Origin of the sequence: Amycolatopsis sp. FBCC-B4732 (assembly GCF_023008405.1) — a bacterium.
GTDB classification, from domain to species: domain Bacteria; phylum Actinomycetota; class Actinomycetes; order Mycobacteriales; family Pseudonocardiaceae; genus Amycolatopsis; species Amycolatopsis pretoriensis_A.
The window spans coordinates 4065713-4090150 of record NZ_CP095376.1; the positions used below are offsets into that span (position 1 = coordinate 4065713).

20 protein-coding genes and 2 pseudogenes are annotated in these 24438 nt (G+C 71.3%); 10 read left to right on the forward strand and 12 right to left on the reverse strand.

Annotated features, from left to right (window positions below; all coding sequences use genetic code 11):
* Positions 1–4 precede the first annotated feature (4 nt).
* The gene (locus MUY14_RS17665) at positions 5–4048 is read right to left on the reverse strand and encodes a tetratricopeptide repeat protein (protein ID WP_247024097.1); all 4044 of its coding nucleotides are present in this window, start codon (positions 4046–4048) and stop codon (positions 5–7) included.
* Positions 4049–4117: 69 nt separating this feature from the next.
* Positions 4118–4744 (reverse strand): TetR/AcrR family transcriptional regulator, encoded by a 627-nt coding sequence (locus tag MUY14_RS17670; RefSeq protein WP_247024098.1) that lies wholly within the window; start codon positions 4742–4744, stop codon positions 4118–4120.
* A gap of 65 nt (positions 4745–4809) precedes the next feature.
* Between MUY14_RS17670 and MUY14_RS17675 the strand changes: the two genes are divergently transcribed.
* The 3 genes and pseudogenes from MUY14_RS17675 to MUY14_RS46920 all read left to right on the forward strand — a co-directional run bounded on the left by MUY14_RS17675 (position 4810) and on the right by MUY14_RS46920 (position 7078).
* Positions 4810–6324 (forward strand): FAD-dependent monooxygenase, encoded by a 1515-nt coding sequence (locus MUY14_RS17675; RefSeq protein WP_247024099.1) that lies wholly within the window; start codon positions 4810–4812, stop codon positions 6322–6324.
* 51 nt (positions 6325–6375) lie between these two features.
* Positions 6376–6813: pseudogene (locus tag MUY14_RS17680) on the forward strand (alpha/beta fold hydrolase); the annotation flags it as partial.
* Between the two features lie 136 nt (positions 6814–6949).
* Positions 6950–7078, forward strand: a complete 129-nt coding sequence (locus tag MUY14_RS46920; protein WP_281506312.1) for a hypothetical protein — start codon at positions 6950–6952, stop codon at positions 7076–7078.
* Here MUY14_RS46920 and dmpG read toward each other — a convergent pair.
* From dmpG to MUY14_RS17695, 3 genes are read right to left on the reverse strand one after another with little or no spacing between them, the layout of a single operon-like run.
* Positions 7075–8100: a 4-hydroxy-2-oxovalerate aldolase gene (dmpG, locus tag MUY14_RS17685; protein ID WP_247024101.1), complete on the reverse strand. Its 1026-nt coding sequence runs from the start codon at positions 8098–8100 to the stop codon at positions 7075–7077. The genes MUY14_RS46920 and dmpG overlap by 4 nt on opposite strands.
* Positions 8097–8996, reverse strand: coding sequence for an acetaldehyde dehydrogenase (acetylating) (locus MUY14_RS17690; protein WP_247024102.1), 900 nt, complete (start codon positions 8994–8996; stop codon positions 8097–8099). Before MUY14_RS17690 ends, dmpG begins: the two co-directional genes overlap by 4 nt.
* The gene (locus MUY14_RS17695) at positions 8984–10138 is read right to left on the reverse strand and encodes an MFS transporter (RefSeq protein WP_247024103.1); all 1155 of its coding nucleotides are present in this window, start codon (positions 10136–10138) and stop codon (positions 8984–8986) included. The genes MUY14_RS17690 and MUY14_RS17695 overlap by 13 nt, the downstream gene beginning before the upstream one ends.
* 166 nt (positions 10139–10304) lie before the next feature.
* On the opposite strand from MUY14_RS17695, the gene MUY14_RS17700 reads away from it, so the two are divergent.
* On the forward strand, positions 10305–10520 hold the full coding sequence (locus tag MUY14_RS17700; protein ID WP_247024104.1) for a hypothetical protein: 216 nt from the start codon (positions 10305–10307) through the stop codon (positions 10518–10520).
* Position 10521: 1 nt separating this feature from the next.
* Here MUY14_RS17700 and MUY14_RS17705 read toward each other — a convergent pair whose 3' ends face one another.
* Together MUY14_RS17705 and MUY14_RS17710 are read right to left on the reverse strand one after the other, a co-directional pair.
* Entirely contained in the window at positions 10522–10788 is a 267-nt protein-coding gene (locus MUY14_RS17705) for a hypothetical protein (protein WP_247024105.1), read from the reverse strand.
* 28 nt (positions 10789–10816) lie between these two features.
* On the reverse strand, positions 10817–11407 hold the full coding sequence (locus MUY14_RS17710; protein ID WP_247025160.1) for a helix-turn-helix domain-containing protein: 591 nt from the start codon (positions 11405–11407) through the stop codon (positions 10817–10819).
* Positions 11408–11425: 18 nt separating this feature from the next.
* On the opposite strand from MUY14_RS17710, the gene MUY14_RS17715 reads away from it, so the two are divergent.
* The gene (locus tag MUY14_RS17715; protein ID WP_247025161.1) at positions 11426–11914 is read left to right on the forward strand and encodes a GNAT family N-acetyltransferase; all 489 of its coding nucleotides are present in this window, start codon (positions 11426–11428) and stop codon (positions 11912–11914) included.
* Between the two features lie 18 nt (positions 11915–11932).
* Here the strand turns inward: MUY14_RS17715 and MUY14_RS17720 are convergent.
* Both MUY14_RS17720 and MUY14_RS17725 read right to left on the reverse strand, forming a co-directional pair.
* Positions 11933–12874 (reverse strand): annotated as a pseudogene (locus MUY14_RS17720) (quinone oxidoreductase family protein); the annotation flags it as partial.
* 78 nt (positions 12875–12952) lie between these two features.
* Positions 12953–13537: a helix-turn-helix domain-containing protein gene (locus MUY14_RS17725; RefSeq protein WP_247024106.1), complete on the reverse strand. Its 585-nt coding sequence runs from the start codon at positions 13535–13537 to the stop codon at positions 12953–12955.
* A 77-nt stretch (positions 13538–13614) separates the two neighbouring features.
* Here MUY14_RS17725 and MUY14_RS17730 point away from each other — a divergent pair, with 77 nt between their 5' ends.
* The 3 genes from MUY14_RS17730 (at position 13615) to MUY14_RS17740 (ending at position 15794) form a co-directional block, all read left to right on the forward strand.
* Complete coding sequence (locus tag MUY14_RS17730) at positions 13615–14553, forward strand: NAD(P)/FAD-dependent oxidoreductase (protein ID WP_247024107.1); 939 nt, start codon at positions 13615–13617, stop codon at positions 14551–14553.
* A 32-nt stretch (positions 14554–14585) separates the two neighbouring features.
* Positions 14586–15041, forward strand: a complete 456-nt coding sequence (locus MUY14_RS17735) for an oxidoreductase (RefSeq protein ID WP_247024108.1) — start codon at positions 14586–14588, stop codon at positions 15039–15041.
* 162 nt (positions 15042–15203) lie between these two features.
* A complete protein-coding gene (locus tag MUY14_RS17740) occupies positions 15204–15794 on the forward strand; it encodes a TIGR03086 family metal-binding protein (RefSeq protein WP_247024109.1) in 591 nt (196 codons plus the stop codon).
* Here the strand turns inward: MUY14_RS17740 and MUY14_RS17745 are convergent.
* Together MUY14_RS17745 and MUY14_RS17750 are read right to left on the reverse strand one after the other, a co-directional pair.
* Entirely contained in the window at positions 15742–16641 is a 900-nt protein-coding gene (locus MUY14_RS17745) for an NAD-dependent protein deacetylase (RefSeq protein ID WP_247024110.1), read from the reverse strand. The genes MUY14_RS17740 and MUY14_RS17745 overlap by 53 nt on opposite strands.
* Complete coding sequence (locus tag MUY14_RS17750) at positions 16641–17543, reverse strand: MarR family winged helix-turn-helix transcriptional regulator (protein ID WP_247024111.1); 903 nt, start codon at positions 17541–17543, stop codon at positions 16641–16643. The genes MUY14_RS17745 and MUY14_RS17750 overlap by 1 nt, the downstream gene beginning before the upstream one ends.
* 146 nt (positions 17544–17689) lie before the next feature.
* On the opposite strand from MUY14_RS17750, the gene MUY14_RS17755 reads away from it, so the two are divergent.
* Entirely contained in the window at positions 17690–19843 is a 2154-nt protein-coding gene (locus MUY14_RS17755; protein WP_247024112.1) for a tetratricopeptide repeat protein, read from the forward strand.
* Between the two features lie 2 nt (positions 19844–19845).
* Here MUY14_RS17755 and MUY14_RS17760 read toward each other — a convergent pair whose 3' ends face one another.
* Positions 19846–20940 carry a ThiF family adenylyltransferase gene (locus tag MUY14_RS17760; RefSeq protein ID WP_247024113.1) on the reverse strand — a complete coding sequence of 365 codons (1095 nt, stop codon included), beginning with the start codon at positions 20938–20940 and terminating at the stop codon, positions 19846–19848.
* A gap of 247 nt (positions 20941–21187) precedes the next feature.
* On the opposite strand from MUY14_RS17760, the gene MUY14_RS17765 reads away from it, so the two are divergent.
* A complete protein-coding gene (locus MUY14_RS17765) occupies positions 21188–24358 on the forward strand; it encodes a tetratricopeptide repeat protein (protein ID WP_247024114.1) in 3171 nt (1056 codons plus the stop codon).
* Positions 24359–24438 lie beyond the last annotated feature (80 nt).

The following is a 24438-nucleotide window of genomic DNA, read 5'->3' on the forward strand; positions in this document are numbered from 1 at the left end:
GCGATCATGACTCGCTGACGCTCCTGGGCAGTCCTCGAAGCTCCACAACATCACCCAGCCGCTCGTAAAGAGTGCGGCATCGAGCCAGCAGTTGCTCAGCCGGCCGGACGTCGCCTCGACGAGCATGAACGGCCGCAAGTGCCCGGCAGGCGTCCGCGAGACGGGCGGTGTCACCGAAGTTTCCGGCCATGGCGCGGCTCTCCGTCAGGAGTCCGACTGCCTCGTCGAGCAGGCCGAGTTCCGCGGTGACCACGCCCAGCTTCCGCAGCTGGTCGGCGGTTCCGAGCGGATCTCCGAGCTCCCGTCGCAACTCCAGGCCCCGCTCATGAAGCTCACGCGCGGTCGCGTGCCGGCCGGCTCGGCGATGGTGTTCGGCACGGTTCGAGACGGACTTCGCTTGTGAATCCAGATCGAAGACCACACCGCTGAGCTTCTCCTGCTCGATGAAGTGCTCCTCGGCCTGGTCGAACAGTCCCAAGCTTTGCGCCGCCCGCGCGCACGCACCCAAAGCGGCAGCCGCCCCACGCGGGTCCTCCAGCTGACGCGTCAAGACGATGCTCTCATCGAGGAATCGTTGCGCCGCAGCGCGCTCGCCGGCCACGCCGTGGGCTTCGGCCAGCTTGGCGAGAGTGACGGCCACCTTGCGGTCGTCACCCGCTGCGCGATCCAAGTCGAGGCGCGAGCGCTGTGCGTCGACCGCTTCTCGCGGAGCTCCGGCCTCGAGACAGGTCTGGGCCAGGCGCGCCAGGAGCTCCGCCTTGGCCGGATGGCCGTTGCGCTCACAGATAGCGATACCGGCGTCAAGGATTCGCCGCGCCTCGTCGTACCGGCCCTGCTTCCGGTAGATCCGTCCACAGAGGCTCCGAAAGCTCATGTGATCCGCTTCGCTCGCCGTCCGTTGCGCAGCCCGGATTCCCTGCAGCGCTTCGGATTCGGCGTCGGTGAATCGCCGAAGGCCGGTCAGGGCGACGACGAGCTCAGAGCGAAGGCTCGCGGCGGTGGTAAAGTCCGTTGCCGCCTCAGCGAGGTCGATCTCGTAACGGAGCAGCTCAAGAGCTTCCGCACTTCGGCCCGCCCTGAGCCTGGCTTGCACGGCGGAGCACCGGATGCTCACTCCACTCGTTCGGTCGCCCAGAAGCCGGACTGCCGGCAGGGCTCGCAGATAGCACATCTCGAACTCATCGAACCTGAAGGTAGACAAATAACATCCGAGTATTTTCCTCAAGCCCTCCACCACCGGCCCGGCAACAAAGGGAGACAATCGGATGACCTGTTCGACGAAAGATCGCGCGATATCGAACTCGCGCCTCACGATGTGAAGCACGGCGATCATACCCACCAGCTGCTGAACACCGAATAAGTTGGCCGAGCTCTCGCGAACCGAGCGAGCGTCGTAAAGGTTCGTCAACGCATTTTCGAATCGCCCCGCCGCGAGGTGCACGAAGGCGATATCCACGAATCCCCAGCCGCGTCGGTACGAGTCCATGCCCATCACAGATCGCAGCTCCATCGCGCGAGCATGCACTGAAATCGCATCTTGATAGTGGCCGGAAGCGGTACTGGCGATCCCCAGGTCATCCAAAGCCCAGCATTCACTGCCCGGATCTCCCCTGTTCCCGTTCGCCTCGATGCGACGTTTTGCGCAAGCCATGACGTCAGCGAGACTGCCGACCGCCCGGTAGACAGCGCAGAGTCCCCCCAGTGCTCCCTCCAGAAGTTCACCGTGATCCGCGTAGAGCGCTTCGAGTTCCAAATAACAGCGCACTGCTTCGGTGATACAACCCTGCCGGCCGTACGCGTCGCCAAGTGCGCGGATCGTCCGGCCTTCGGTTTCGATCCGAAGTCCGCGTGCGCGCTCTCGAAGCTCACGCAGCAGGGAAATCGCCCGCGCGTGATTGCCGAGCTCGGAATACGCCGTGCCCAGTTCCGTCGACGCGACCAGCGGACCGTCGGGATCTCCGAGCGCGTCCGCGACCGCTGCCCAGCGGTCGTGATACCCCCAGCACGCAGCGATCTTGCCGACTCCGCGCGCCGCGCAGCAAAGTTCATCGAGTACCTGCACTTCCAGACGGAGGTCGCCCGCGTCGACTGCGAAGCGGTGCGCGAGTAGCTGGTCCTCGTAAGCCCGCCTTGCGTCACCGTACTGGCCCAGAACGCTGCCGCGTAGGCAAATCGCCTGCGCCTTACCGGTCAAATCACCGAAGGAGTCGTAGATCGAATACGCGCGGTCGAGACATTCGATGGCGTGCGTGACCTGGCTGCATTTGCGGTCCGCCTTCGCTCTGCGCATCAACGTCTCGGCTTCGAACCATCGATCGCCGAGCCGCTGCCAGATCTCCAACGCCTGCTCCAGCGCGGCCGCCGCTTCGTCGAACAACAGCTGGTAGGTGCAGACCTCGGCGAGCACCAGCAAAGCCCAGCCTTCGGCACGCGGGTCGCCGGCAGCTCGGAGCCGAGCCAGCGCAGCTGTCGCGGCTTCCTTCGCCTGACTGCCACATCCGGACGCCAGGTAAGTCCTCGCGAGGCAAGCCAGGACTTCTCCGTCATCGGCCGGCAGGGCCGTGGCCGCCACCTCGCCGATGTCGACTCGCGTGTGCGACACCGCTTCCAAGAACCGCAATTCGACGACGACCACGGCCTTCCGTTCGCCTTCAGCCCGACGGTAGGCGGCCGTCAGGGTCCGGCCCCAGTCGTCGAAGTTGCGACGCTCGCGGAAGAAAGGGGTGAGCAAACACGCCAACTCGACCGCGAGCTCGGACTGCCGCTCATCCAAGATGATCGCCACGAGATTCCCGCGCTCCGTCTCGAGCCAAGCGATCGCTTCGCTGCAAGTTCGGAAATAGCGGTCACCAGCCAGCCTCGGGTGGATCCACGAGACCGCGGCGGTCACACGGTCGCGGTACCACCCGTACATCCGTTCCAGCGCAACGGAATCCTCCGGGCTTGCCAGCCGCCGGGCGTACAGGCGCAAGAGGTCGTGCATCCGGTACCGGCCCGGCAGGTACTGATCCGCGAGATTGGCCCGCACGAGCTTCGCGACCATGGCTCGTGCCTGTGCGAGGGACCCATCCGTCAAGGCACGGATCGCGTCGAGACCGAGGTCGGCTCCCGCGTGGGCGCCCAGGCAGCGGAACACCCGGGCGGCCGGCGGTGGCAGCGAGCGGTACGACCACGAGAAGACCGACTCGAGATCCGTCTGCGGGTCGCCCGTCTCCAGACCGTCGAGCCTGCCCTGCTCGTCCTGCAGCTCGTCGGCGAGGACGGTCAGCGGAAACCGCGGGTCGGTGGCGCCGCGGGCGGCGGCGATGGTCAACGCCAGTGGCAGGCCGGCGCACGACCGGACCAGGGAGGTGACCGCCTCCGGTTCCGCGGCCACGCGCCCGTCGCCGAGCTGCCGGGCGAGGAGCTCGCGTGCGTCGTCGGCGGACAGCATGTCGAGGGTGACGAGACGGGCGCTTTCCCGCACGACCAGCTCGGTGAGCCGGTTGCGGCTGGTGACGACGACCGCGCACGACGTGCTGCCCGGCAGCAGCGGCCGCACCTGTTCGCTGTCCCGGGCATTGTCCAGGACGATCAGGAGCCGCCGGCCGGCCAGCAGGCTCCGGTACAGCGCCGACAGCGCCTGCAGGTCGGCGGGAATGGTGTCCGTCGGGATGCGGAACGCGTTGAGGAAACCGCGGAGCGCCTCTTCCGGCGGCATCGGCGCCGCCGTGGGTTCGAATCCGCGTAAATTGACGTACAGCTGACCGTCCGGAAAACGATCCGCCGCTTGGTGCGCCCACGTGAGCGCCAACGTCGTTTTGCCGATGCCCGCCGTGCCGTCGATCGCGGAAACGATGACGGTTCCCGGCCGGTCGTCTTCGACGAGCACGTTGTTCAGCTCGTCGAGCTGAGCCGCACGGCCGACGAAATCGCGTGTCGACGCGGGTAGCTGCCGCGGTTTCGGGAGTTCCACCGGCGTGTCGACGTGCCAGTGGACGCCACCCCGGATGGAGTTCGCCTGCACCACCGCACCCGCCGTCCCGGTGACGGTGTTGTCGACGGACACCGAACCTCCCGGACGCCGGAGCTCTGTTCGTCAGAACAGTGTGCCGGTGCGCGCCGGAGTCGGCGAGTCCTACGCTCCCGGAAAATCTCCCACGCCGTTTTCCACCAGGTCGAATGCCTCGTCGATGAACGCGACCTGCTCCCGCCGGACCAATTCCGCGTCCTCGCCCCCGATGATCCGCTCCATCGCGTGCGAAAAGATCGTCGCGATTGCCGTGGTCAGCAACCCCGCCACCATCCGGGACCGGAAAGCGTCGCCAGTCTCCGAGACGAACACCGAAGTGAACGCCGCAGCGATCTCCCGCTCCTGCTCGTACCAGCGCGCCATCAACGCCGGGCTCGACGTCAGCACCCACCAGAAGCCGGGGCCGCCCGCGATGGCGCCGGACAACGGGTGGCCGGAGGCCAGCAGTGAGTGCTGGTGCGCGCGTAGAGCCGCGCAGGGCGAGACGCCCGCCGGCCGGGACGAGACCACCGACGTCAGCTCCGCCAGGCGGTCCGCGTGGCGGTCGAGGAACAGGTCCTCCTTGCGCGGGAAGTAGTTGAACACCGTCATCTTCGAGACGCCCGCCGCCTCGGCGATCTCCGCCACCGTCACCTGGTCGAAGCCGCGCTGGATGAACATGCCTGTCGCCACGTTCGAGATCAGCTGGCGTGTTGCCTGCTTCTTGCGCTCGCGCAGTCCGTGATCCGCCATGAGCCGAGAGTATAGACCCGACACAAAGTTTGACTCGGTAAAAGTTTTGCGGCATCCTCGGAGGCATGAACAGGGATGTGGTGATCTCCGGGGGCGGACCGGTCGGCTTGATGCTGGCCTGTGAACTTCGGCTGACGGGCGTGGATGTGCTCGTCGTCGAACGGCTGCCCGAGCCGGATGTGACGATCAAGGCCGGGTCGGTCAACCTGACGACCGCCGAGGCCTTCTACCGGCGGGGGCTGCTGCCCGCCATGGACGAAAACGTGCGGCAGAACGCCGCGAAGATCGAGGAGTTCCTCAAGTCGCGCGGTGGGGGCGGGCCGAAGCCGGCGATGCCCGTGGGGCACTTCGCCGGGATCATGGTCGCCTCGAACGGGGTCGACTTCGAGGATCCCGACTTCCGGGACGTCGGGCCCGCGTCGCGCGTCGTCGTCATCCAGCAGCAGGCCGTCGAGGCGATCCTCGCCGCTCGCGCTCTCGAACTCGGGGTCGAGATCCGGCGCGGGGTCGAGCTGACCGGGTTCGACGCCGACGACGACGGCGTCACGGTGCACCTCGGGGATGACCGGGTGCGCGCGAGCTGGCTGGTCGGGTGCGACGGGGGTCGCAGCCCGGTCCGGAAGCTGGCCGGGTTCGAGTTCCCCGGGACCGATCCCGCCGTCACCGGGCGGCAGGCGATGGCCGAGCTCAGCGGGGTCGACAAGCTGCCCGGGGGCTGGCAGCACGGCACCGGCGGCCTCTACGTCCACGGGCCGGTGCCCGGGCGGATGCTCACCGTCGAGTTCGACGGGCCGCCCGCCGACCGGAACTCCCCGATCACCGCGCAGGAGCTCGAAGACAGCTTCCGGCGGGTGTCCGGCGCCGACGTCCGGGTGCTGAAGGTGCACAGCGCGACGCGCTTCACCGACAACGCGCGCCAGGCGAGCACCTACCGCCTCGGCCGCGTCCTGCTGGCCGGCGACGCCGCGCACGTCCACTCCCCCTTCGGCGGGCAGGGGCTGAACCTGGGCATCGGCGACGCCGTCAACCTCGGCTGGAAGCTCGCCGCGACCATCCACGGCTGGGCGCCCGACGGCCTGCTCGACAGCTACACCACCGAACGGCACCCGATCGGCGAGTGGGTGCTCGAGTGGACGCGGGCGCAGGTCGCGCTGATGCGCAGCGACGTCCGGACGAAGGCGCTGCGCCAGGTCGTCGGCGACCTGCTGCGCACCGACGACGGCGCCACCTACCTGGCCAAGAAGCTCTCCGGCGTGCTGCACCGGTACCCGCTCGACGGCGAGCACGACCTCACCGGCCGTGCCGCACCGGACTTCGCCTTCGCCGACGGGACGCGCCTCGGTGAGCACCTCCAGGACGGCAAGGCGCTCCTGCTTGACCTCGCCGACAACGCCGAACTGCGGCAGGCGGCGGCCGGCTGGGGCGACCGTGTCGACGTCCTGGCCGTGAAGTGCGACAGCGAGCCCGCGCTCACCGGCGTGCTGCTCCGGCCGGACGGGTTCGTCGCCTGGGCGAGCGAGGACGGCGGGACCGCCGGGCTGGCCGCCGCGCTGCGGAAGTGGTTCGGCGAGCCCGCCTGACGCGCGGCAGGGCGCGCCGGGACTCCTCCGGCGCGCCCTGGACATGACACGGTGTACCCGCCGATCGAGCCCTACGACCACGGCCTGCTGGACGTCGGCGACGGGCACCGCGTCTACTGGGAGACCTGCGGGAACCCCGGCGGCAAGCCCGCGCTCGTGCTGCACGGCGGGCCCGGCCAGGGCTGTACGCCGGGGATGCGGCGGGTGTTCGACCCCGCCCGCTACCGGGCGGTGCTCGTCGACCAGCGCGGCTGCGGCCGGAGCCTCCCGCACGCGAGCGACCCGGCCACGAGCCTGCGGCACAACACCACGGACCACCTCGTCGCCGACCTCGAACGGCTGCGCGAGCACCTCGGCATCGAACGCTGGCTGTTGACCGGCGGTTCGTGGGGCACGACACTCGCGCTGGTCTACGCCGAACGCTTCCCGCACCGGGTGTCGGAGATCGTGCTCAGCGCGATCAGCACGACGCGGCGCTCGGAGCTCGACTGAGAGCGCGCCGCCTCGTGTGGATCACTCGGCCGGAAACCGTGCTGTCGCTCGATCCCGGCGCCACACTGCCGCGCCAGCTCCAGGATCGCCTGGCTGCGCAACGCGACCGCGTAATGACTGTCCTGAAGGGACAATGGTCTCGAGACTACCGCGGCGGGCCCGGCCGGGCGCCGAACTGCTCGTCGACGACCGGTCCGGGTACCGCGCGAGCGACGGCAAACGCGCGTGGAAGCAGGCGGCTCTGGACCGCTTCGCCGGCTAACCCTCCGCAGCCAGCTGCACCGCGACGTCGATGATCATGTCCTCCTGGCCGCCGACCAGGGCCAGCTCACCGCAGCGGCGGAGGATCGCCTGGGCCGGGACGCCGTAGCGCTCCGCCGCGCGCTCCGCGTGCAGCAGGAAGCTCGAATACACCCCCGCCCAGCCCTGGACGATCGCGTTGCGGTCCATCTTCGGCCAGCGCTGCAGGTACGGGCGGACGACCTCCTCCGCCGCGTCCAGCAACGCGCCGACGTCGAGGCCCGTGTCGATCCCCAGGCGGTCGAACACCGCCGCGAGGACCTCCGTCGGCGAGTTGCCCGCGCCCGCGCCGAGGGCGCACAGCGAGCCGTCGATGTAGCGGACGCCGGCTTCGTAGGCCAGCACGGAGTTCGCGACGCCGAGCGAAAGGTTCTGGTGCCCGTGGTAGCCGACCCACGCCGTGTCGCCGACCTCCGCGACCAGCGCCTCGAACCTCGCCCGTGCCTCGTGCATCAGCAGCGCGCCCGCCGAGTCCGTCACGTACGCCGCCTGGCAGCCCGCGTCCACCATGATCCTGGCCTGCTTCGCCAGGTCCTCCGGCGGTGTCCGGTGCGCCATCATCAGGAACCCGGCCGTCTCCATCCCGAGTTCGCGTGCCAGGCCGAAGTGCTGCGGCGAGACGTCGGCTTCGGTGCAGTGCGTGGCCACCCGAACCATTTCCGCGCCCGCGTCGAAGGCGCGCTGGAGGTCTTCGGCCGTCCCGATGCCGGGCACGAGCAGCACGGCGATCTTCGCCTGCCGAGCCTCCTCCCGCGCCGCCGCGATCAGTTTCAGCTCGTCGACGGCGGAGAAGCCGTAGGTGAACGACGAGCCGCCGAGGCCGTCGCCGTGGGTCACCTCGATGACCCCGACGCCCGCGCGGTCCAGCGCGCGCACCGTGTCGCGCACCTGCTGCTCGGTGAAGCGGTGGGCCATCGCGTGGCTGCCGTCGCGCAGCGTCGTGTCGACGATCCGGACGTCGTGCTCCAGCTCCGGGCGGGTCATGCCGGCACCTCCTGCTTCGCGCGCGCCATCAGCTCGCCGACGCGCGCGGCCGCGGCGGTCATGATGTCCAGGTTGCCGGCGTACTCCGGCAGGTAGTCGCCGTTGCCGCGGACCTCGAGGAAGATGCCGACGCGCGCGTGGCCGTCCCAGTCCTCGCGCGCGTCGTCGAACTGCGGATCCGCGCGCAGGGAGTAGCCGGGGACGTACTGCCGCACCTCGGCGACCATCGCGTGGATGGACGCGGTGATCGCGTCGCGGTCGGCGTCGAGGCCGATCGCGCAGAACACCGTGTCCCGCATGATCATCGGCGGCTCGACCGGGTTGAGGATGATGATCGCCTTGCCGCGCCCCGCGCCGCCGATCTCGGCCACCGCCTGCGACGTCGTGCGCGTGAACTCGTCGATGTTCGCCCGGGTGCCAGGCCCCGCGCCGCGCGACGCCACCGAGGCGACGATCTCCGCGTACGGCACCGGCGTGACCCGGGAAACGGCGTGCACCATCGGGATCGTGGCCTGGCCGCCGCAGGTGATCATCGAGACGTTCGGGGCGTCGAGGTGGGCGCCGAGGTTCACCGGCGGGCACACCATCGGGCCGAGGTGCGCCGGGGTGAGGTCGATCGCCTGGATGCCCGCGGCCTCGTAGCGCGGGGCGTTCGCCGCGTGCGCCTTCGCCGACGTCGCCTCGAACACCAGCTCGGGCAACGGATCCTGGCGCAGCAGCCAGTCGACGCCCTCGGCGGACGCCGCGATCCCCTGCGCGCGGGCGCGTTCGAGGCCGTCGGACTCGACCACGCCGACGACGTAGCCGACTTCGATCACTTCACTGCGTCGCAGCTTCGCCAGCAAATCGGTGCCGATGTTGCCGGGGCCGACGATCGCCGCCATCACGGGAGCCATGTCCCGACCGTCGCACCGGGCTCGGCGGCCGGGACAGCCCGGCGTTCCGGCGAGCGGAACACCCGGGCGGGAACCGCGAGCGCGGCCAGTACCGCGGCCACGCCACCGCAGGTCATCACGGCCGGCACCGACACCGCGTCCACCACGAACCCGCCCGCCAGCGCGCCCGCGGAGATCGTGGCCTGGAAGGACGCCGTGAACAGGACGGTCGCGGCCTCGGGCGCGTCCGGCGCTTCGCGGGCGAACCACCGCTGCGAACAGACCGGCACCGCGCCGTACGCCGCTCCCCACACCACGAGCACCGCGAGCGCGCCCGCCGCGCCGACGTGCGGCAGGACGAAGACCGACGCCGCGATCAGCGCCGCCGCGACGGCGAAGGCCGCACGGGGACGTCGGCTCGCGCCCGCCAGGAACGTCCCGGCGATCCCCGCGACGCCGTAGACCAGCAGGTAACCGCTGAGCACCGCGGGCCGGACGACGTCGCGCAGCAGTGGCGTGAGGTAGGTGTAGGTGCCGAAGTGCGCCAGCACGAGCAGGAACGTCACGATCAGTCCACTTCGGACGCCATGACGGCGGAGCAGCCCGGTGAGGACACTCGGCCGCGTGCTTTCCCGCGATGGCAGCGAAGGCGTGAAGACGAGCAACGCGGCGGCCGTGCCGAGGCTCAGCAAGCCGAGCAGCAGGAACGCCGTCCGCCAGCCGGCGAGCTGCCCGAGCAGCGTGCCGAGCGGTACGCCCAGCACCGAGCCCAGCGGTACGGCGGCGAAGATCACCGCCGTCGCCCGCGCGACGGCGGCCGGCTCCACGAGCCGGGGCGCCAGTCCCGCGCCGACCGACCAGAAACCGCCGATGACGAGGCCGACGAGGAACCGCGCGACGAGCAGAACCCAGTACGCGGGCGCGGCCGCGGCGAGGAAGCCGGCGACGGCGAGCAGGAGCATCAACGCGGCCAGGACCGGCCGCCGGTCGGCGCGGCCGATCGCGACGGTCACCACCGGCGCGGCGATCGCGCCGACGAGGCCGGGCACGGTCATCGTCCAGCCCGCGGTGCCCGCCGAAACGCCGAACGTGGCCGCGATCGGCGTCAGCAGCCCGATCGGCAGGATTTCGGTGGTGACGATGGCGAAGATGCCGACGGTCACAGCTGTGACAGCAGGCCAGCGGGATGCGTTCATGCGCCCAGTAGATCGACGTCGCCGCGCCCGGGCTGGCAGGTTTGCGACAGCTCGGGGTCATGGCGGATTCCCGCCGGTTTGATCGTCACCTGATCGGGGCAAATCCGGGGTGAAGGTCGATCAAGGAGGTTCGATGGCCGAACGGCGTTGGCACTTCATCCCGACCACCGCCCCGTTGTGCTGGCTCTACCTGGGCGTGGGCGCGGTCCTGCTCGTCTCCAGCATCCTCACGCTGACGAGAGCGGAAACCCGCGCTCCCATCCTGTCGGTGATCGCGGCGGTGGCGGCCGTCGCGTTGGTCGTCACGGCCGCGATCGGCCTGGCGCGGCCCCGCCTGCGCGGGCGCTGACTCAGCGCGGCCGCCGCCGCGTCGTCGTGTGACGCGGGGTGGTCGTCTTCTTGGTGGTCGTCGTCGCCGTCGGCGGATGCGCTCTCGTCTGCGTGGTCGCCGGCGGCGTCGTGGTCGTCACCGGGGAGTCCGTGGCCGGTGTGATCGAAGTGACCGGCGTCGTCGAGGTGGTGGGTGGGATCAGCCGCCCGGTGCCCGATCCGCCGCCGGCGCACGCGGCGAGCAGCGCAACCGCACTCAGGACGACGCCGCACCACCAGATCCGCACCACCCGGACGTTAACAGCGCGGCGGGCGTCAGACCCGCGAAACGCCGAAAGTCCGGTTCTCACGCGGCCGCATGATCAGCGCCGCGACGTGGTACACGCAGGGTTCTCCGCCGCGGTTCGCGTACGAATGCGGTGCGTCGGCGGGGAAGTAGAGCGAGTCGCCCGCGTTCAGGACGTAGTCCGCCTCGCCGACGCCGAGGCAGAGCGTGCCCGACTCGACGGCGACGAACTCGTGGGACCCCGGGGCGTAGGCGGGGAACGCGCCCGCGTCGCAGCGCGGCGGCAGGGTCGTGCGGATCCATTCGAAGTTGACGCCGGGGATCACCGGGGTCAGCACCGTGCGGTGCCAGCCGCCCGGCTCGGCGACGTGGTCCTGCTCGGCGGCGCGGCGGACGATCACCCGGTCCGTCTCGAGGCCGGCCAGCAGGCGGGACAGCGACAGGCCGAGCCCGTCGGCGATCCGCGACAGCACGACGACCGTCGGCGTCTTCTCCCCGCGTTCGATGGCCGACAGCATGCTGACGCTCACGCCCGCCGCCGCGGCCAGGGCCTTCAGCGCGAGCCCGCGGTCGCCGCGCAGCTCGTGCAGACGGCGGCCGAGCGTCACCGGATCGATCATTCCTCTATGATAGCGACCATGTCCACTATAGCGGAAGTGACGGAGGCCGACGCCGAAGGCATCGCCGCCGTCTTCGCGCCGTACGCCACGGACTCCGTCGTGACGTTCGAGACCACGCCGCCGACCGCGGACCAGTGGCGCGCGAAGATCCGCGAGCGCGCCTGGCCCTTCCTCGTCCTCGCCGACGAAGGCGAAGTCCTCGGGTACGCGCTGGCGGCGCCGTGGCGCCCGAAGCCGGCGTACCGGTTCTCCGTCGAGACGACGATCTACCTCGCCCCGGGCGCCACCGGCCGGGGCCACGGCCGCCGGCTGCTCGGCGAACTGCTGGAGCGGTGCGCCGAAGCCGGGGCGCGGCAGGCGATCGCGGTGATCGTCGACTCCGGCAGCCCGGCCTCGCGCACCCTCCACCTCGCGGCCGGCTTCACCGACGCGGGCGTGCTGCGGCGCGTCGGGTTCAAGCACGGCCGCTGGCTCGACACGCTGCTGATGCAGCGGGACCTGGGCTGACGGGAGCAGCAGCAGCTTTCCCGTCGTGCGCCGGGATTCCAGGTCCCGGTGGGCCCGCGCGGCGTCGGCGAGGGCGTAGCGCTGCCCGATGCGGGGCACGAGCTGTCCACTGCGGACGAAGCCGAAGAGCTCCTCGGTCCGCGCCAGGAGGGCTTCCCGCGTCGGCACGTGATCGGCGACCGCCGGATAGGACAGCAGGATGCTGTTCGGCAGGTCCATCGGCCGGAACACCGGGTTGCCGATCAGCACGCCGTAGTAGGCGTGCACGCCGTGCGGGCGCAGGGCGAGCTGCGACGAGCGGAACGCCTCCGGCCCGCTGCCGTCGTAGACGACGTCGGCACCGCGACCGCCGGTGAGCTCCTTCACGCGGTCTTCGAAACCGCCGCCGCTCGACACGAGCACGTGGTCGGCACCGGCTTCCGCCGCCACCGAGACCTTGTCCGCCCGGGACACCAGGCCGACCACCGTGCCGCCGCGCGCCTTGATCAGCTGGGTCAGCACCGACCCGACCCCGCCCGCCGCGGCGTGCACGACCGCCGTGTCCCCCGGCCGGATCGCGTACGTCTCGGTGGTGAAGTGGTTGGCGGTCAGGCCCTGCATCATGACGGCGGCGGCGGTCTCGTCGTCGATGTCGCCGGGGAGGCGCACAAGCGATCGCGCCGGGATGGCAATCTGCTCGGCGTAGCTGCCGCGGTGGTAGTACCAGGCGACGCGGTCGCCGACGGCGAACCCGGTCACGTCCGCGCCCAGCGCGGTCACCGTGCCGGCGCCTTCGACCCCCAGCACGGCCGGCAGGGACCACGTCGGCACCGGCCCGCTCCGGACGCCGGTGTCCATGAAGTTCACCCCGGCCGCGCGGAGCCGGACGAGGACCTCGCCCGGGCCGGGCACGGGGTCGGGGAACTCCGTCCAGGTCAAGACCTCCGGACTGCCGAAGTCACGGGCGAACACCGCGTGCATCGCGGAACCTTCTCTCTCGGCCGGGAGCGGGACACCGCCACTCAACGCCGAGTGAAATGGACCGGCAAGTCCAGAAAGTCAGCGGGACTTCGCCCGCAGGTGCAGCCGCTCCCCCTGCTTGCCGAACAGGCTGAGGATCTCCGCCGGCCGGTCGACCGCGCCGAACCAGTGCGGCAGGCGCGTGTCGAACTCCGCCGCCTCGCCCGGGCCCAGGACCATGTCGCGGTCGGCCAGCACCAGCCGCAACCGTCCCGAAAGGACGTACAGCCACTCGTAGCCCTCGTGGACCTGGGGATCGGGCTCGCCCGTCTCCGGTTCCAGGATCATCTTGAACGCCTGGGGGGCGCCGGGCTGGCGGGTCAGCGGCAGGACGGTCATCGCCGCGCCGTTGTGGCGCGGGATGCGGCGGGCGGTCAGGCGGACGCGGGGGTCGCCGACCTCCGGGGCGCCCACCAGCTCGTCGAGGGGGACCTGGTGGGCCTGCGCGATCGGCAGCAGCAGTTCCAGGCTCGGCTTGCGCTGGCCGGACTCCAAGCGCGACAACGTGCTCTTCGAAATGCCCGTCGCCGTCGAGAGGTCGGCCAGGGTGACCCGCCGCTGGGTGCGGACCCGCTTGAGCCGGGGACCGACCTCGGACAGGGCCTGGGTGATCGCGTCCGTCATGCCTCCAGGAAACCCCCTTGTCCCGGAAACGGCAACAATAGTTGTCGGATCCGCGAAGCCGGGTTCAGGGTGGCGTCATGACCGAAAACAGCTATGACGTCCTGGTGGTGGGTGGCGGGGCCGCCGGCCTCAACGCCGCCCTGATGCTGGGCCGCGCGCGGCGGCGGGTCGCCGTCGTCGACGCCCGGGAACCGCGCAACGCCCCGGCCGAGCACATGCACGGCTTCCTTTCCCGCGACGGCCTGCCGCCGTCCGACCTGCTCGAGATCGGGCGCGAGGAGCTCGCCGGCTACGGCGTCGACCTGCTCGAAGACAGCGTGACGCGGCTCGAGCCCGGCTTCACCGCCCGGCTCGCGAGCGGGCGGGAGCTGACCGCCCGGCGGGTCCTGGTCGCCACCGGCGTCCACGACGACCTGCCGGACCTGCCCGGGCTGCGGGAGAGCTGGGGCACCGACGCGGTGACCTGCCCCTACTGCCACGGCTACGAGGTGCGCGACGAGCCGCTCGGCGTCCTCGGGACCGAACCCGCGAGCGTCGAGCACGCGTTGCTGGTGCGCCAGTGGTCCCCCGACGTCGTCTACTTCGCGCACATCGCACCACCGTCCGAAGAGGACCGCGAGCGGCTCGACGCGCGCGGGATCCGCGTCGTCGACGGCGTCGTCACCGCGGTGCGGCGGGAAGCCGGGCGGCTCACCGGGATCGAGCTCGGCGACCGGTTCGTCGCGCGGACGGCGTTGTTCCTGCGCACCCGGACCGTCCCGCACGACGAGCTCCTGCGCGGGCTCGGCTACACCGAAGGCGCGGTCGACCCCAGCGGGAAGACCAGCGTGCCGGGGGTGTGGGCGGCCGGGAACGTCGTCGACGCGCGGGCGACCGTGATCATCGCCGCGGCCCAGGGCGCGGCCGCCGCGGGTGCGCTCAACCACGACCTCGTCACCGAGGACGTCGACCGGGCGGTCGCGGCGTACGGTGGCTTCTCCCCCGCCGCCGAACGCGCCGCCGCCGGCGCGCGCTAGCTTCCGGGGGCGCGGCGTGCCAGGCTCGGCGGGTGCGCCCCACGCTCTACGAATTCGCCGGCGGTGACCCCGCGTTCCTCGCGCTGGCCGCCGCCCACCACGAGCGCTGCCTCGCCGACCCGGAGCTGAACCACCCGTTCTCGCACCCCGGGCAGCACCCGCGGCACGTCGAACGGCTGGCTCACTACTGGGCCGAGGTCATGGGCGGCCCACCGCGGTTTTCGCAGGAGTGCAGCGACCACTCCGCGATGCTGCGGATGCACGCCGGCAACGGCGACATGAGCGACCTCGGCCGCCGGTTCGTGAGCTGCTTCGTGCAGGCGGCGGACGACGCGGCTCTGCCCGCCGACCCCGAGTTCCGCGCCGCGCTGCGGGCCTACATGGAGTGGGCGGTGGCGGAGGTGCTGACCTACCCCGGCCCCGCCACCGACGTCCCCGCCGGGCTCGCCATGCCGCACTGGTCCTGGAACGGGTTGCAAACGCTGTAACGCAGTGGGTGGCCGCCGCGTCTTGCAGGCGACGACCGGCTGTGGAGGTCCGTCGCCAGAGCCCGGTCCGGGCGGGTTCCCCCCACCCACCCGGACCGGGCTCGTCCACGACGTCCGATACCCGCGAGCGCTTGGCCCGGGGGCCGGGCCAGACTGGCAGCCATGCTCCTGGACCGGTTCCTGCTCGCCAGCAAGGGTTTCGAGCACCACCTCCGCGCGGTGCCGTCCGCCGCCTGGGGCGCGCCGACGCCGTGCTCCGAGTGGGACGTGCGCGCGCTGGTCAACCACATGACCCGCGGCAACCTCAACTACGTCGGGCTCCTCGCCGGCGCCACGCGCGAGGAGTTCCTGGCCGCCCGCGACGCCGACGCGCTCGGCGACGACCCCGTCACCGCGTTCACCGAGTCGGTGCGGGTGTGCGCCGAAGCGTTCGCCGCGCCGGACGCGCTGGACCGGGTCGTCGACTACCCGCTGGGCGAGCTGACCGGGCGGCGGGCGCTGGCCGTCCGGACGACCGACAGCACCGTGCACACCTGGGACCTGGCCCGCGCGCTCGGCGCCGACGAGACCCTCGATCCGGGGCTCGTCGCGTGGATCGACGAGGAGCACGAGGCCATCTTCGCGGGGCTGGCGCTGAACTCGCGGGTGTTCGCCGAGCCGCCGCCGGACGAGCCCGGTGCGTCGCGGCAGGACCGGGTGCTCAGGCGGTTCGGCCGCGATCCTCGCAGCCCAGCCTCGCGGCCAGCTCGGTGAGCGCCCCGCCGAGCGGCCGGTCGACCCGCACCGACGCGTAGCGGTCTCCGCGCGTTTCGCCGTGGTTGACGATCACCACCGGCTTGCCCGCCTTCGCCGCGTGGCGGACGAACCGGAGGCCGGACATCACCGTGAGGGACGAACCCAGCACCAACAGCGCTCCGGCGTCGTCGACGAGCCGGTAGCACTCCTCGACGCGCGGGCGCGGGACGTTCTCGCCGAAGAACACGACGTCCGGTTTCAGCACGCCGGACGCGCAGTCCGCGCACGCGACGGTGGTGAACCGGCGGACGACGTCTTCCGGCAGTTCGACGTCGCCGTCCGGGTTGATGCGGGTGGCCGCGCCGTCGAAGGCGGGGTTCGCCGCGCGCAGGCGGCGGTCGAGGTCCGCGCGCGGGCTCGTGCGGCGGCAGTCCAGGCAGATCACGCGGTCGAGGCTGCCGTGCAGCTCGATCGCGTCGGCGGTGCCCGCGGCCTGGTGCAGGCCGTCGACGTTCTGCGTGATGACGCCGCCGACGAACCCGCCTTCGCACAGCGCGGTCACCGCGCGGTGGCCGTCGTTGGGGTCGGCGCGGGCGATCGTGCGCCAGCCGAGGTGGCTGCGCGCCCAGTACCGCTGCCGCCCCTCGGCGCTGGTGACGAACTCGTCGTAGGTCATCGGCGTGTGCCGGCGCAGACTGCCGGTCTCGCCGCGGTAGTCGGGGATGCCGGACTCGGTGGACAGCCCGGCGCCGCTCAGCACGGCGACGCGGCCGCGCGCGACGACGTCGGTGAGCTCGTCGAGGCTGGACGTCCGCGGCAGCGGCGCGTCCGCCGAGGTCCAGGAGAGGGTGGGCCGGGTCCGCACTAACCCAGGGTACGGGGAGCGGCGAGGTGCTTCTCGAACCAGTGATCGGCGTAGCGCTCGTCGTTGAACGGCGCGACCTCGCGGTAGCCGGCCGCGAGGTAGAGCCCGACCGCCTCGGCGAGCGCGCGGTTCGTCTCCAGCCGCAGCGTCCGGACCCCCTGCGCGGCGGCGTGCGCCTCCAGCTCGGCGAGCAGCCGGCGGCCCAGCCCGAGCCCGCGCGCGGACGGCGCCACCCACATCCGCTTGACCTCGGCGGGCGCGCCACCGCGGAACTTGAGCGCCCCGCACCCGACCGGCTCCCCGTGCAGCGCGGCGACGAGCAGCACCCCGGACGGCGGCGTCATCTCGGCGTCGGCGGCGGAGCTGCTGAGCTCCGGGTCGAAACCGTCGTCGAACCGCTCGGCCAGCTCGGCGAAGTAGGCGCGCAGGCAGAACCGGGCGGCCGGCCGCTCCGGCGCACACGGCGCGACCTCGACGGCCGACGCGGTCAGCAACCGCTCGACCTCGGCCATCGCGGCGACGAGCCGGCGGCGCTGCCCACCGGACAGCGGCCCGAGGATCGACGCGGCCGCGTCGTCGGAGAGCCGGTCGAGGGTGGCGCGCTCGGCCACCCCGGCATCGGTGAGCCGCGCGGTCCGCACGCGCCCGTCGGCGTCACTCGGCTCGACGCGCACGAGGCCGTCCTGCTCGAGCCCGCGCAGGAGCCGGCTGAGGTAGCCGGAGTCGAGGTCCAGCCGTTCCCGCAGCTCCCGCACGTCCAGCCCGGCGACGCCGATCTCCCAGAGGACGCGCGCCTGCCCGAGCGGCCGGTCGCGGGCGAGGAAGGCGTCATCGAGCGCACCGATCCGCTGGGTGACCGTGCGGTTGAACCGCCGGACGCCGTCGATGAGGTCCCGGTCCATTCGCTGACTATAGTCAGCGAAATTTGCCGAACACCATCCGCATCCGGGTGACGGTCGGTGTCGACCGCTTCACATTCCGCTCACCGGCCCGCTGTTGTGCGGTAGACCGGAAGTTCGACTGGTGGGTGGCGGGCTGGGGTACGGCGATGGTCGACGAACCGGAGCACGAGCACGGCACGAGATCGGTGACGAACGCACTGCCCGGCACCGTGACCGGTTCCGTGGTGCAAGCGGGCACGATCCGGCAAGTCGTCTTCGCAGCGGCCACGCAGCAGGCGCTGCCGGTGCCGCGCCAGCTGCCTCCGGCCGTGCGTGACTTCGCCGGCCGTGGCGATCAGCTGGCCCGGCTGGACGAACTCCTGCTCTCCCACGACGAGGGCCGGCCCGGCGGCGTGGTGATCTCCGCCCTCGACGGGACCGCCGGGGTCGGCAAGACCGCGCTGGCCGTGCAGTGGGCCCACCGGGTGGAGCACCACTTCACCGACGGCACGCTGTTCGCCGACCTGCGTGGCTACGGCCCCAGCGCACCGGTGCGGCCGGATCTGGTGCTCGCGTCGTTCCTCCACGTACTCGGGATCGCGGAGGACCGCATCCCCGCCGACCTGGATGCCCAGGTCAGCGTGTACCGCTCGGTGCTCGCCGGCCGCCGGGTGCTGATCCTGCTGGACAACGCCGGCACCGCCGAGCAGGTTCGCCCGCTGCTGCCGGGCTCCCCCGGCTGCGCCGTCCTGGTCACCAGCCGGGCGAGCCTGACCGGCCTGCTCGTCGCCGAAGCCGCGAGCCAGCTCACCCTCGACCTGTTCACCGCGGACGAAGCCCACGTCCTGCTCCGGCGGATCCTCGGCCGTGAGCGCGTCTCCGCCGAGCCCGCAGCCGTCGCCGACCTCGTCGAGGTGTGCGCCCGCCTGCCGCTGGCGTTGCGGATCGCGGCGACGCGCATCGCCACCCGCCGCCACACCAGCGTCGCGGAAGTCGTGGCGGACATCGTCGGCGACCGGACGGGGTTGGACGTGTTGAGCAGCAGCGGAGACGAACGCAGCGCCGTGCGGAGCGTGTTCGACTGGTCGTACACGCGGCTGGTGGACGAACACGCCGTCCTGTTCCGCCGGCTGGGGCTGCATCCCGGCACCGAATTCGGGGTGCCCGCCGCGGCGGCGGTGGCGGGGATCGACGCCGCCACGGCGTACCGGCACCTGGAAGCCCTCGCCGACGTGCACCTGATCGAGTCCGTCGGCGGCAGGCGCTACCGGTGCCACGACTTGCTGCACGCCTACGCCGCGCACCGCGCCGAACGGGACGACAGCCCGGACAGCCGGCGCGACGCCACGGCCCGGCTTTTCTCGTGGTACGCGCACACCGCGCAGGCCGCCGACAAGCTCGTCTTCCCGGGCCTGGAATCCCCCGCTGCCGACCTGGCACCCGACGGACCCGAGGTCCCGCTCACCGACCGCGCCGGGGCACTCGCCTGGCTGAACACCGAGCAGGCGAACCTGCTGGCGGTGCTGCGCTCGGCTCCCGAGCACCCCACCGCGGTGGTACTCGCCGGCGCCACCCGGTTCCTCAGTCTCGGGCCACGCGCGGTGTGGCCGGTGCGCCTCGAAGCCGAAACCCTCGGGCTCCGCGCGGCGGAAGCCGCCGGGAACCGGACGGCGGAGGCACTCCTCCTCGGCTTCCGGGGCGACACCCTCGCCACCTTGGAGCGGTGGGACGACGCGGAAGCCGACTTCACCCGCCAGCTCGCCTTGGCGCGGGAACTCGGCGACGCCGTCCGCCAGCGAGTCGGGTTGATCGGGCTGGGGCAGGTCCGCTTCCTGCAACGGCGGTACCCCGAAGCGCGTGACTACTACCGCCAGGCATTGCCGCTGGCGCGACAGGCGGGTGGTGGCCGCCCGGAGGCCGTCGTGGAGTGCAACCTCAGCCGGATCGCCGTCCGGCTGGGGGAATTCGGCCAAGCCCGCGAACACGCCGAACGGGAACTCGTCCTCCGCCGCCGGAGCGCCGACCGCGTCGGCGAGGCCTACGCCCTGCGCGACGTGGCCGTGGCCCTGCACGGACTCGAGGACCACGACACCGCGATCGAGTACGCGAACCAAGCCGTCGCGCTGTACCGGACCCTCGCCGGCACCGAGGTTTTCCTCGCCGAAGCGCTCGAAACAGCGGCGGCCTCGCTCGAGCGCACCGGGAACCTCACGCGCGCGGCGGAGCACCTCGGGGAAGCGTGCGAGCTCCTCGACGAGCTCGACCCGGAGCGTGCCGGAACCCTGCGCGAGCGGATCCGGGAACTGTCCTCGCGAGGATGAAGTCAAGCGCAGGTGGGGCAGTCGGGCCGCGGTGCGTCGGGACCGATCGCGAAGCTGTCCTGCAACGTGACGAGGTTGAACCCGTACTGGCAATTGGTCCGCAGCGCGGGCGCCCCGGTGATGAGGCTCAGGGTGGCGTGCGCGGCCAGCTGCCCGGCGACGCCCGCCGAAACGGCGTTGGCCGCGTGCGTGCGGGCGGCTCGGCCGGACGCCGCGGAGTAGGTCCGTGGGGGAAGGCCCGCGCGGCGCTCGCGCTCGGCAACGCGGGCGCAGTCATAACACGGCCCGGCGCCGGGCCGGTACAACCCACAGCCGACCTGGGGCCCGTGGTACCCGCCGTGCACCCACGCGGTCCCGGTCGCCTCGCAAGCCTGGTTGGTCCAGGAGCGGATTTCCTCGGGCTGGTCCGCGGCCAGCAGCACGACGTCGAAGCCGGTCGCCAGGGTCCGCAACACGGCCGGGCCGTCGACCGCCAGCCGCGTGCCGGTGACCCGGACCTCGGAGTTCTGCTCGCGCAACCGGTCGACCGCGACGTCGACCTTGGGCCGGCCGAGATCGCGCTCGGTGAAGAGGACTTGACGGTTGAGGTTGGACAGCTCGACCACGTCCGGCTCGACGCAGTGCACGTGCCCGACTCCGGACCTGACCAGGGCCTGGGCGGCGGTACAGCCGACGCCGCCGATCCCGATCACCACGACCCGCGCCCCGCTCAGCAGCAGCTGCGTGTCCCAGCTCGTCCGACGGGGAGCGCGATCCATCCAGCGGAACAACGCCTTGCTCCGCCCGTACCGTTCCCGCTCGGCGGCGGTCAGCCGGCCGGGCGCCGGCTCGCCCGCGTCTTCGACGTACCCGGCGCGGATCAGGTCGTCGATGGCCGCCCGGACGTCGGTACCGGCCCGGGTGGGGTGGAGGCGGGCCAGGTCGGCGACGACCTGGCCCGTGGTCCTCGATCCGTCGAGCAGCTCCAGCAGCGCCCACACCCACCCGTCGGGATCGGCGATGTCCGCGGCGATCCCGCGGACGACACCGCCGATCCGGACGCGATTCCCGCCGTGGCGGACCGGAAGGTGCTCGGGTTTGATCATCGGACGGCGCACGGCTGCTCCTCGGGGTTCCTAGCTTTCCTGGGTCGGGTTGCTGAAAGTCGGTTCACGGTCCGCTTCACTGAATTCGATCATGGCGTCGCACCTCCTTTCCCGTCTGCGCCCGGAGAACCGCGAGCTTCACCGATAAACAGCCGTGCGAGGTGGGTGCCGGCATTTGCGCTCCGCTCGGTCGGTGCCCGTCTGGACACCGGAAGCATGGAACCCACCGAGGTCAACGGCGTGTCGGGGGCCGTGTCAGGTGCGCGACACCGAGCCGGCAAACGTGACAAATCAATGTCAGCACAGGTCAGGGCGGTGGCGCGGGCGCGCGAGCCGATGCGAAACTCGGAATGGGCGAGGAAGTTCAGCGATCCCAGGAGGGGGGAAAGCTGGCGGGATGGAGATCGTATTCGGAATTCTCGGGCCGACTGCCATGCGAATGCACGGTCGTTTGCACGCCGACTGGGGTTCACCCAAGCTGCACAAGGTTCTGGCGGCGTTGCTCACGAACCCCAAGGTGCGCGTGGGGATGACGGGCCTGGCGGAGTGGGTCTGGTCGGTCGACGAGCCGGAACCGAACGATCCGATTTCCACATTCCGCACCTACGCCGCGCGGATCGGCAAGGTCATGCGCGACGCGGACGTTCCCGCGACGATCCGTACGGTCGACGGTGCATTGCACCTCGACGTCGAACGGACTGCGATCGACTATTTCGCCTTCGAAGCGCTCATCGAAACGGCTCGCCGGCACAGCAAGGAAAACGATCACGAAGCGGCTTGCGAGGTGGCTGCCACCGCCCTCGGCCTGTGGCGGGGTGAGCCGCTCGCGGACCTGACCTCGCAGCCGGCGCGGGACTGGCGGTATTCGGCGGTGCACAACGCTTGGCTGCCGGCGAACCAGCTGCTGCTGGGCGAGCTGATCGCCGTCGGGCGATTCGACGCCGCGTTGCGGAAGATCGACGAGCTCCAGCGCGAACACCCGACCGACATCGGGTTGGCCAGGCGACGCCTGCGCGTCCTGCGCGAGCTCGACCGGACGGACGACATGGGCGCCTACCACATCGCCGTCCGCAAGCTGCTCCTCGCCGGCGACGACCAGGCCGCGGCCGCCGACTTGCTCAAGTACTACAACACGTTGATCGCCGGGAAGCCCGCTCCGCCGGCCAGACCGGGAGCCCGGAGTGCCGCCGAACGACTGGCCGCACTGCCCCGCCCCCGGCCGCCATCGGACCCACCACCCAGCCTGCTGCCGGCCTTGGCGCCACGGGGCCGGTCGACCCTGCCGCCGGCGGCGACCGATTTCGTCGGTCACCACGACATCCGGCAGACGCTCGACGAGCTGGCCCGCACCGCCGAGGGGCGGTTCTCCCCCGGCGTGATCGTCCTGGACGGCTTGGCGGGCATCGGAAAGACCGCGCTCGCGGTGCACTGGGCACACGGGCAGTACGGCCGCCTCGCCGACACGGCGTTGTACCTCGACCTGCACGGCTTCGACGGCGGGCGTCCGGTCACCGCCGACGACGTCGTCGACGAACTCCTCGACGCCTTCGAAGTGCCCATCTCCCGCCTGGCCACGCGCGCCCGCCGCGACGCGAAGCTGAGGGAGATCCTCGCGCAGAGCCGCACCCTGGTGGTGCTCGACAACGCCGCGAACTCCGCGCACGTGCTGCCGCTGCTGTTCACGCTCTCGCCGTGCCTGCTGCTCGTCACCAGCCGCAAAGGCCTGACCGCGCTGACCAGCCGGCACGGCGCGCGGCGGTGCTCGGTCACGCCGCTCAACGAGCAGCACGCCGCCCAGGTCCTGACCAACCGCATCGGTCCGCGAGGAGCCGCCGAACAGGAGCCGCTCGCGCGGATCGCCGCGTTGTGCGGCGGAGTCCCCCTCGCACTCCAGCTGGTCGCCCACCACATCGAAGGCCGTCGCGGAGCCGCGCTGAGCGAGTTCGCCGACGAACTCCAGGACCAGAGCCGGTTGCTCGACATCGGCGACGACGGCGACGATCCGCCGGCGACCATGCGCGCCGCCCTGCTGGTCACCTACAACGGCCTGCCCCGGGCGGCGCGGGACCTGCTGTGGCTGATCGGCCTCTCCCCGGCGCCGGAACTGACTCCGCACGCCGCCGCCGCGCTGGCCGGGAAGCCGGTGAAAGAGGTCCAGCACGCCCTCGACGTGCTCGTCAGCACCCACTTCCTCACCCACACGGGCAAGCGGGACCGCTACCGGGTCCACGACCTGCTCCGGACTTTCGCCCGCGAACTCGCGGAGGCCGAGCAGTACGCCGGTGTCCGGGCCGAGGCGGAGCGCCGGTTGCTGTCGTTCTGCCTGCACACCAGCTACGCCGCCGACCGCCTGCTGTTCCCCTTCCGGCCCCCGGTCCCGATGCTCCCGGCCGCGGCGGACACCCCGATGGTCGAATTCCCATCGGAAAACGCCGCGGCGGCCTGGCTCTCGAACGAGAAGGCCAATTTCGTGAGGATCATCCCGTGGGCCGCGCAACGGAATCACCACGATTACGCGTGGCGAATCCCCCACAACTTGTACGGCCTCTACCGTCGGTATGGTTTTTACAACGAACTCCGCGACGCGTTCACTGTTTCGGTTTCTTCTGCCCAAGCCGTAGCAGATCCGGAAAGCGAGGCCGCGACAAGAAGTGACTTCGGAATGATTCTGCTCGCCCTGGGCGATCCCGGTCCGGCATTGCTGGAATTCCACCTGGCCGCAGCGATCGCCCAGCAGACGAACAGTGCGATCGGAATCGCGACGTCATTCTTGCACTTGGGCACCCACAAAGCGCAGGCCGGCGAATTCGAGGCCGCCGAAGCCCTGTACCAACGCGCACTGGACCGACTCGAAGCAGCCGACAGCGCGGGCACCGAGTCGGCGATCCACCACCGGCTCGCAGATACCCTCCGTCACCGCGGCCGTCACGATGAGGCGCTGGCCCGCTACCGCCACGCGCTCGACCTGAGGGAGAGCATCGGCAACCGCCACGGCCAAGCCGAAACCCTGGCCGAGATGGCCTCGACGTTGTGCGAGCAGCGCAAGTACGGCGAAGCGCTCGACCACGGCCTACGGGCACTGCGCATCGTCGAACAGATCAACGACCTCGAAGTGGGCCCGCGCGCGTGTTGCGTCGTGGCCACCGTCAGCTACCGCCAAGCGGACCACGCGGCCGCGATCGGCTACGCGCGGCAAGCCGTGCGGCTGGCCGCACGCACCCACAACGCCGTCGTCGAATCCGACGCGCTCCACGTCCTCGGCCACGCATTGCACGAAACGGGACGACTGGCTGCCGCCGAAGAAGGCTGGACGAACGCGGCGGCCATTTACGCCGATCTCGGCAACCACGAACGTGAACGACACGTTCGTGAGGACCTCGCCACCCTGTCGACCGCCTCCGCGAACGGCACTTTCTCCCCCGAAACGTGAAACCTACTCTCGTTACATTAACCCGATGTGGGGACTTGTCGATGTTTACCCGCGAGTAGTCATCGCTCGATCGAGGGGAC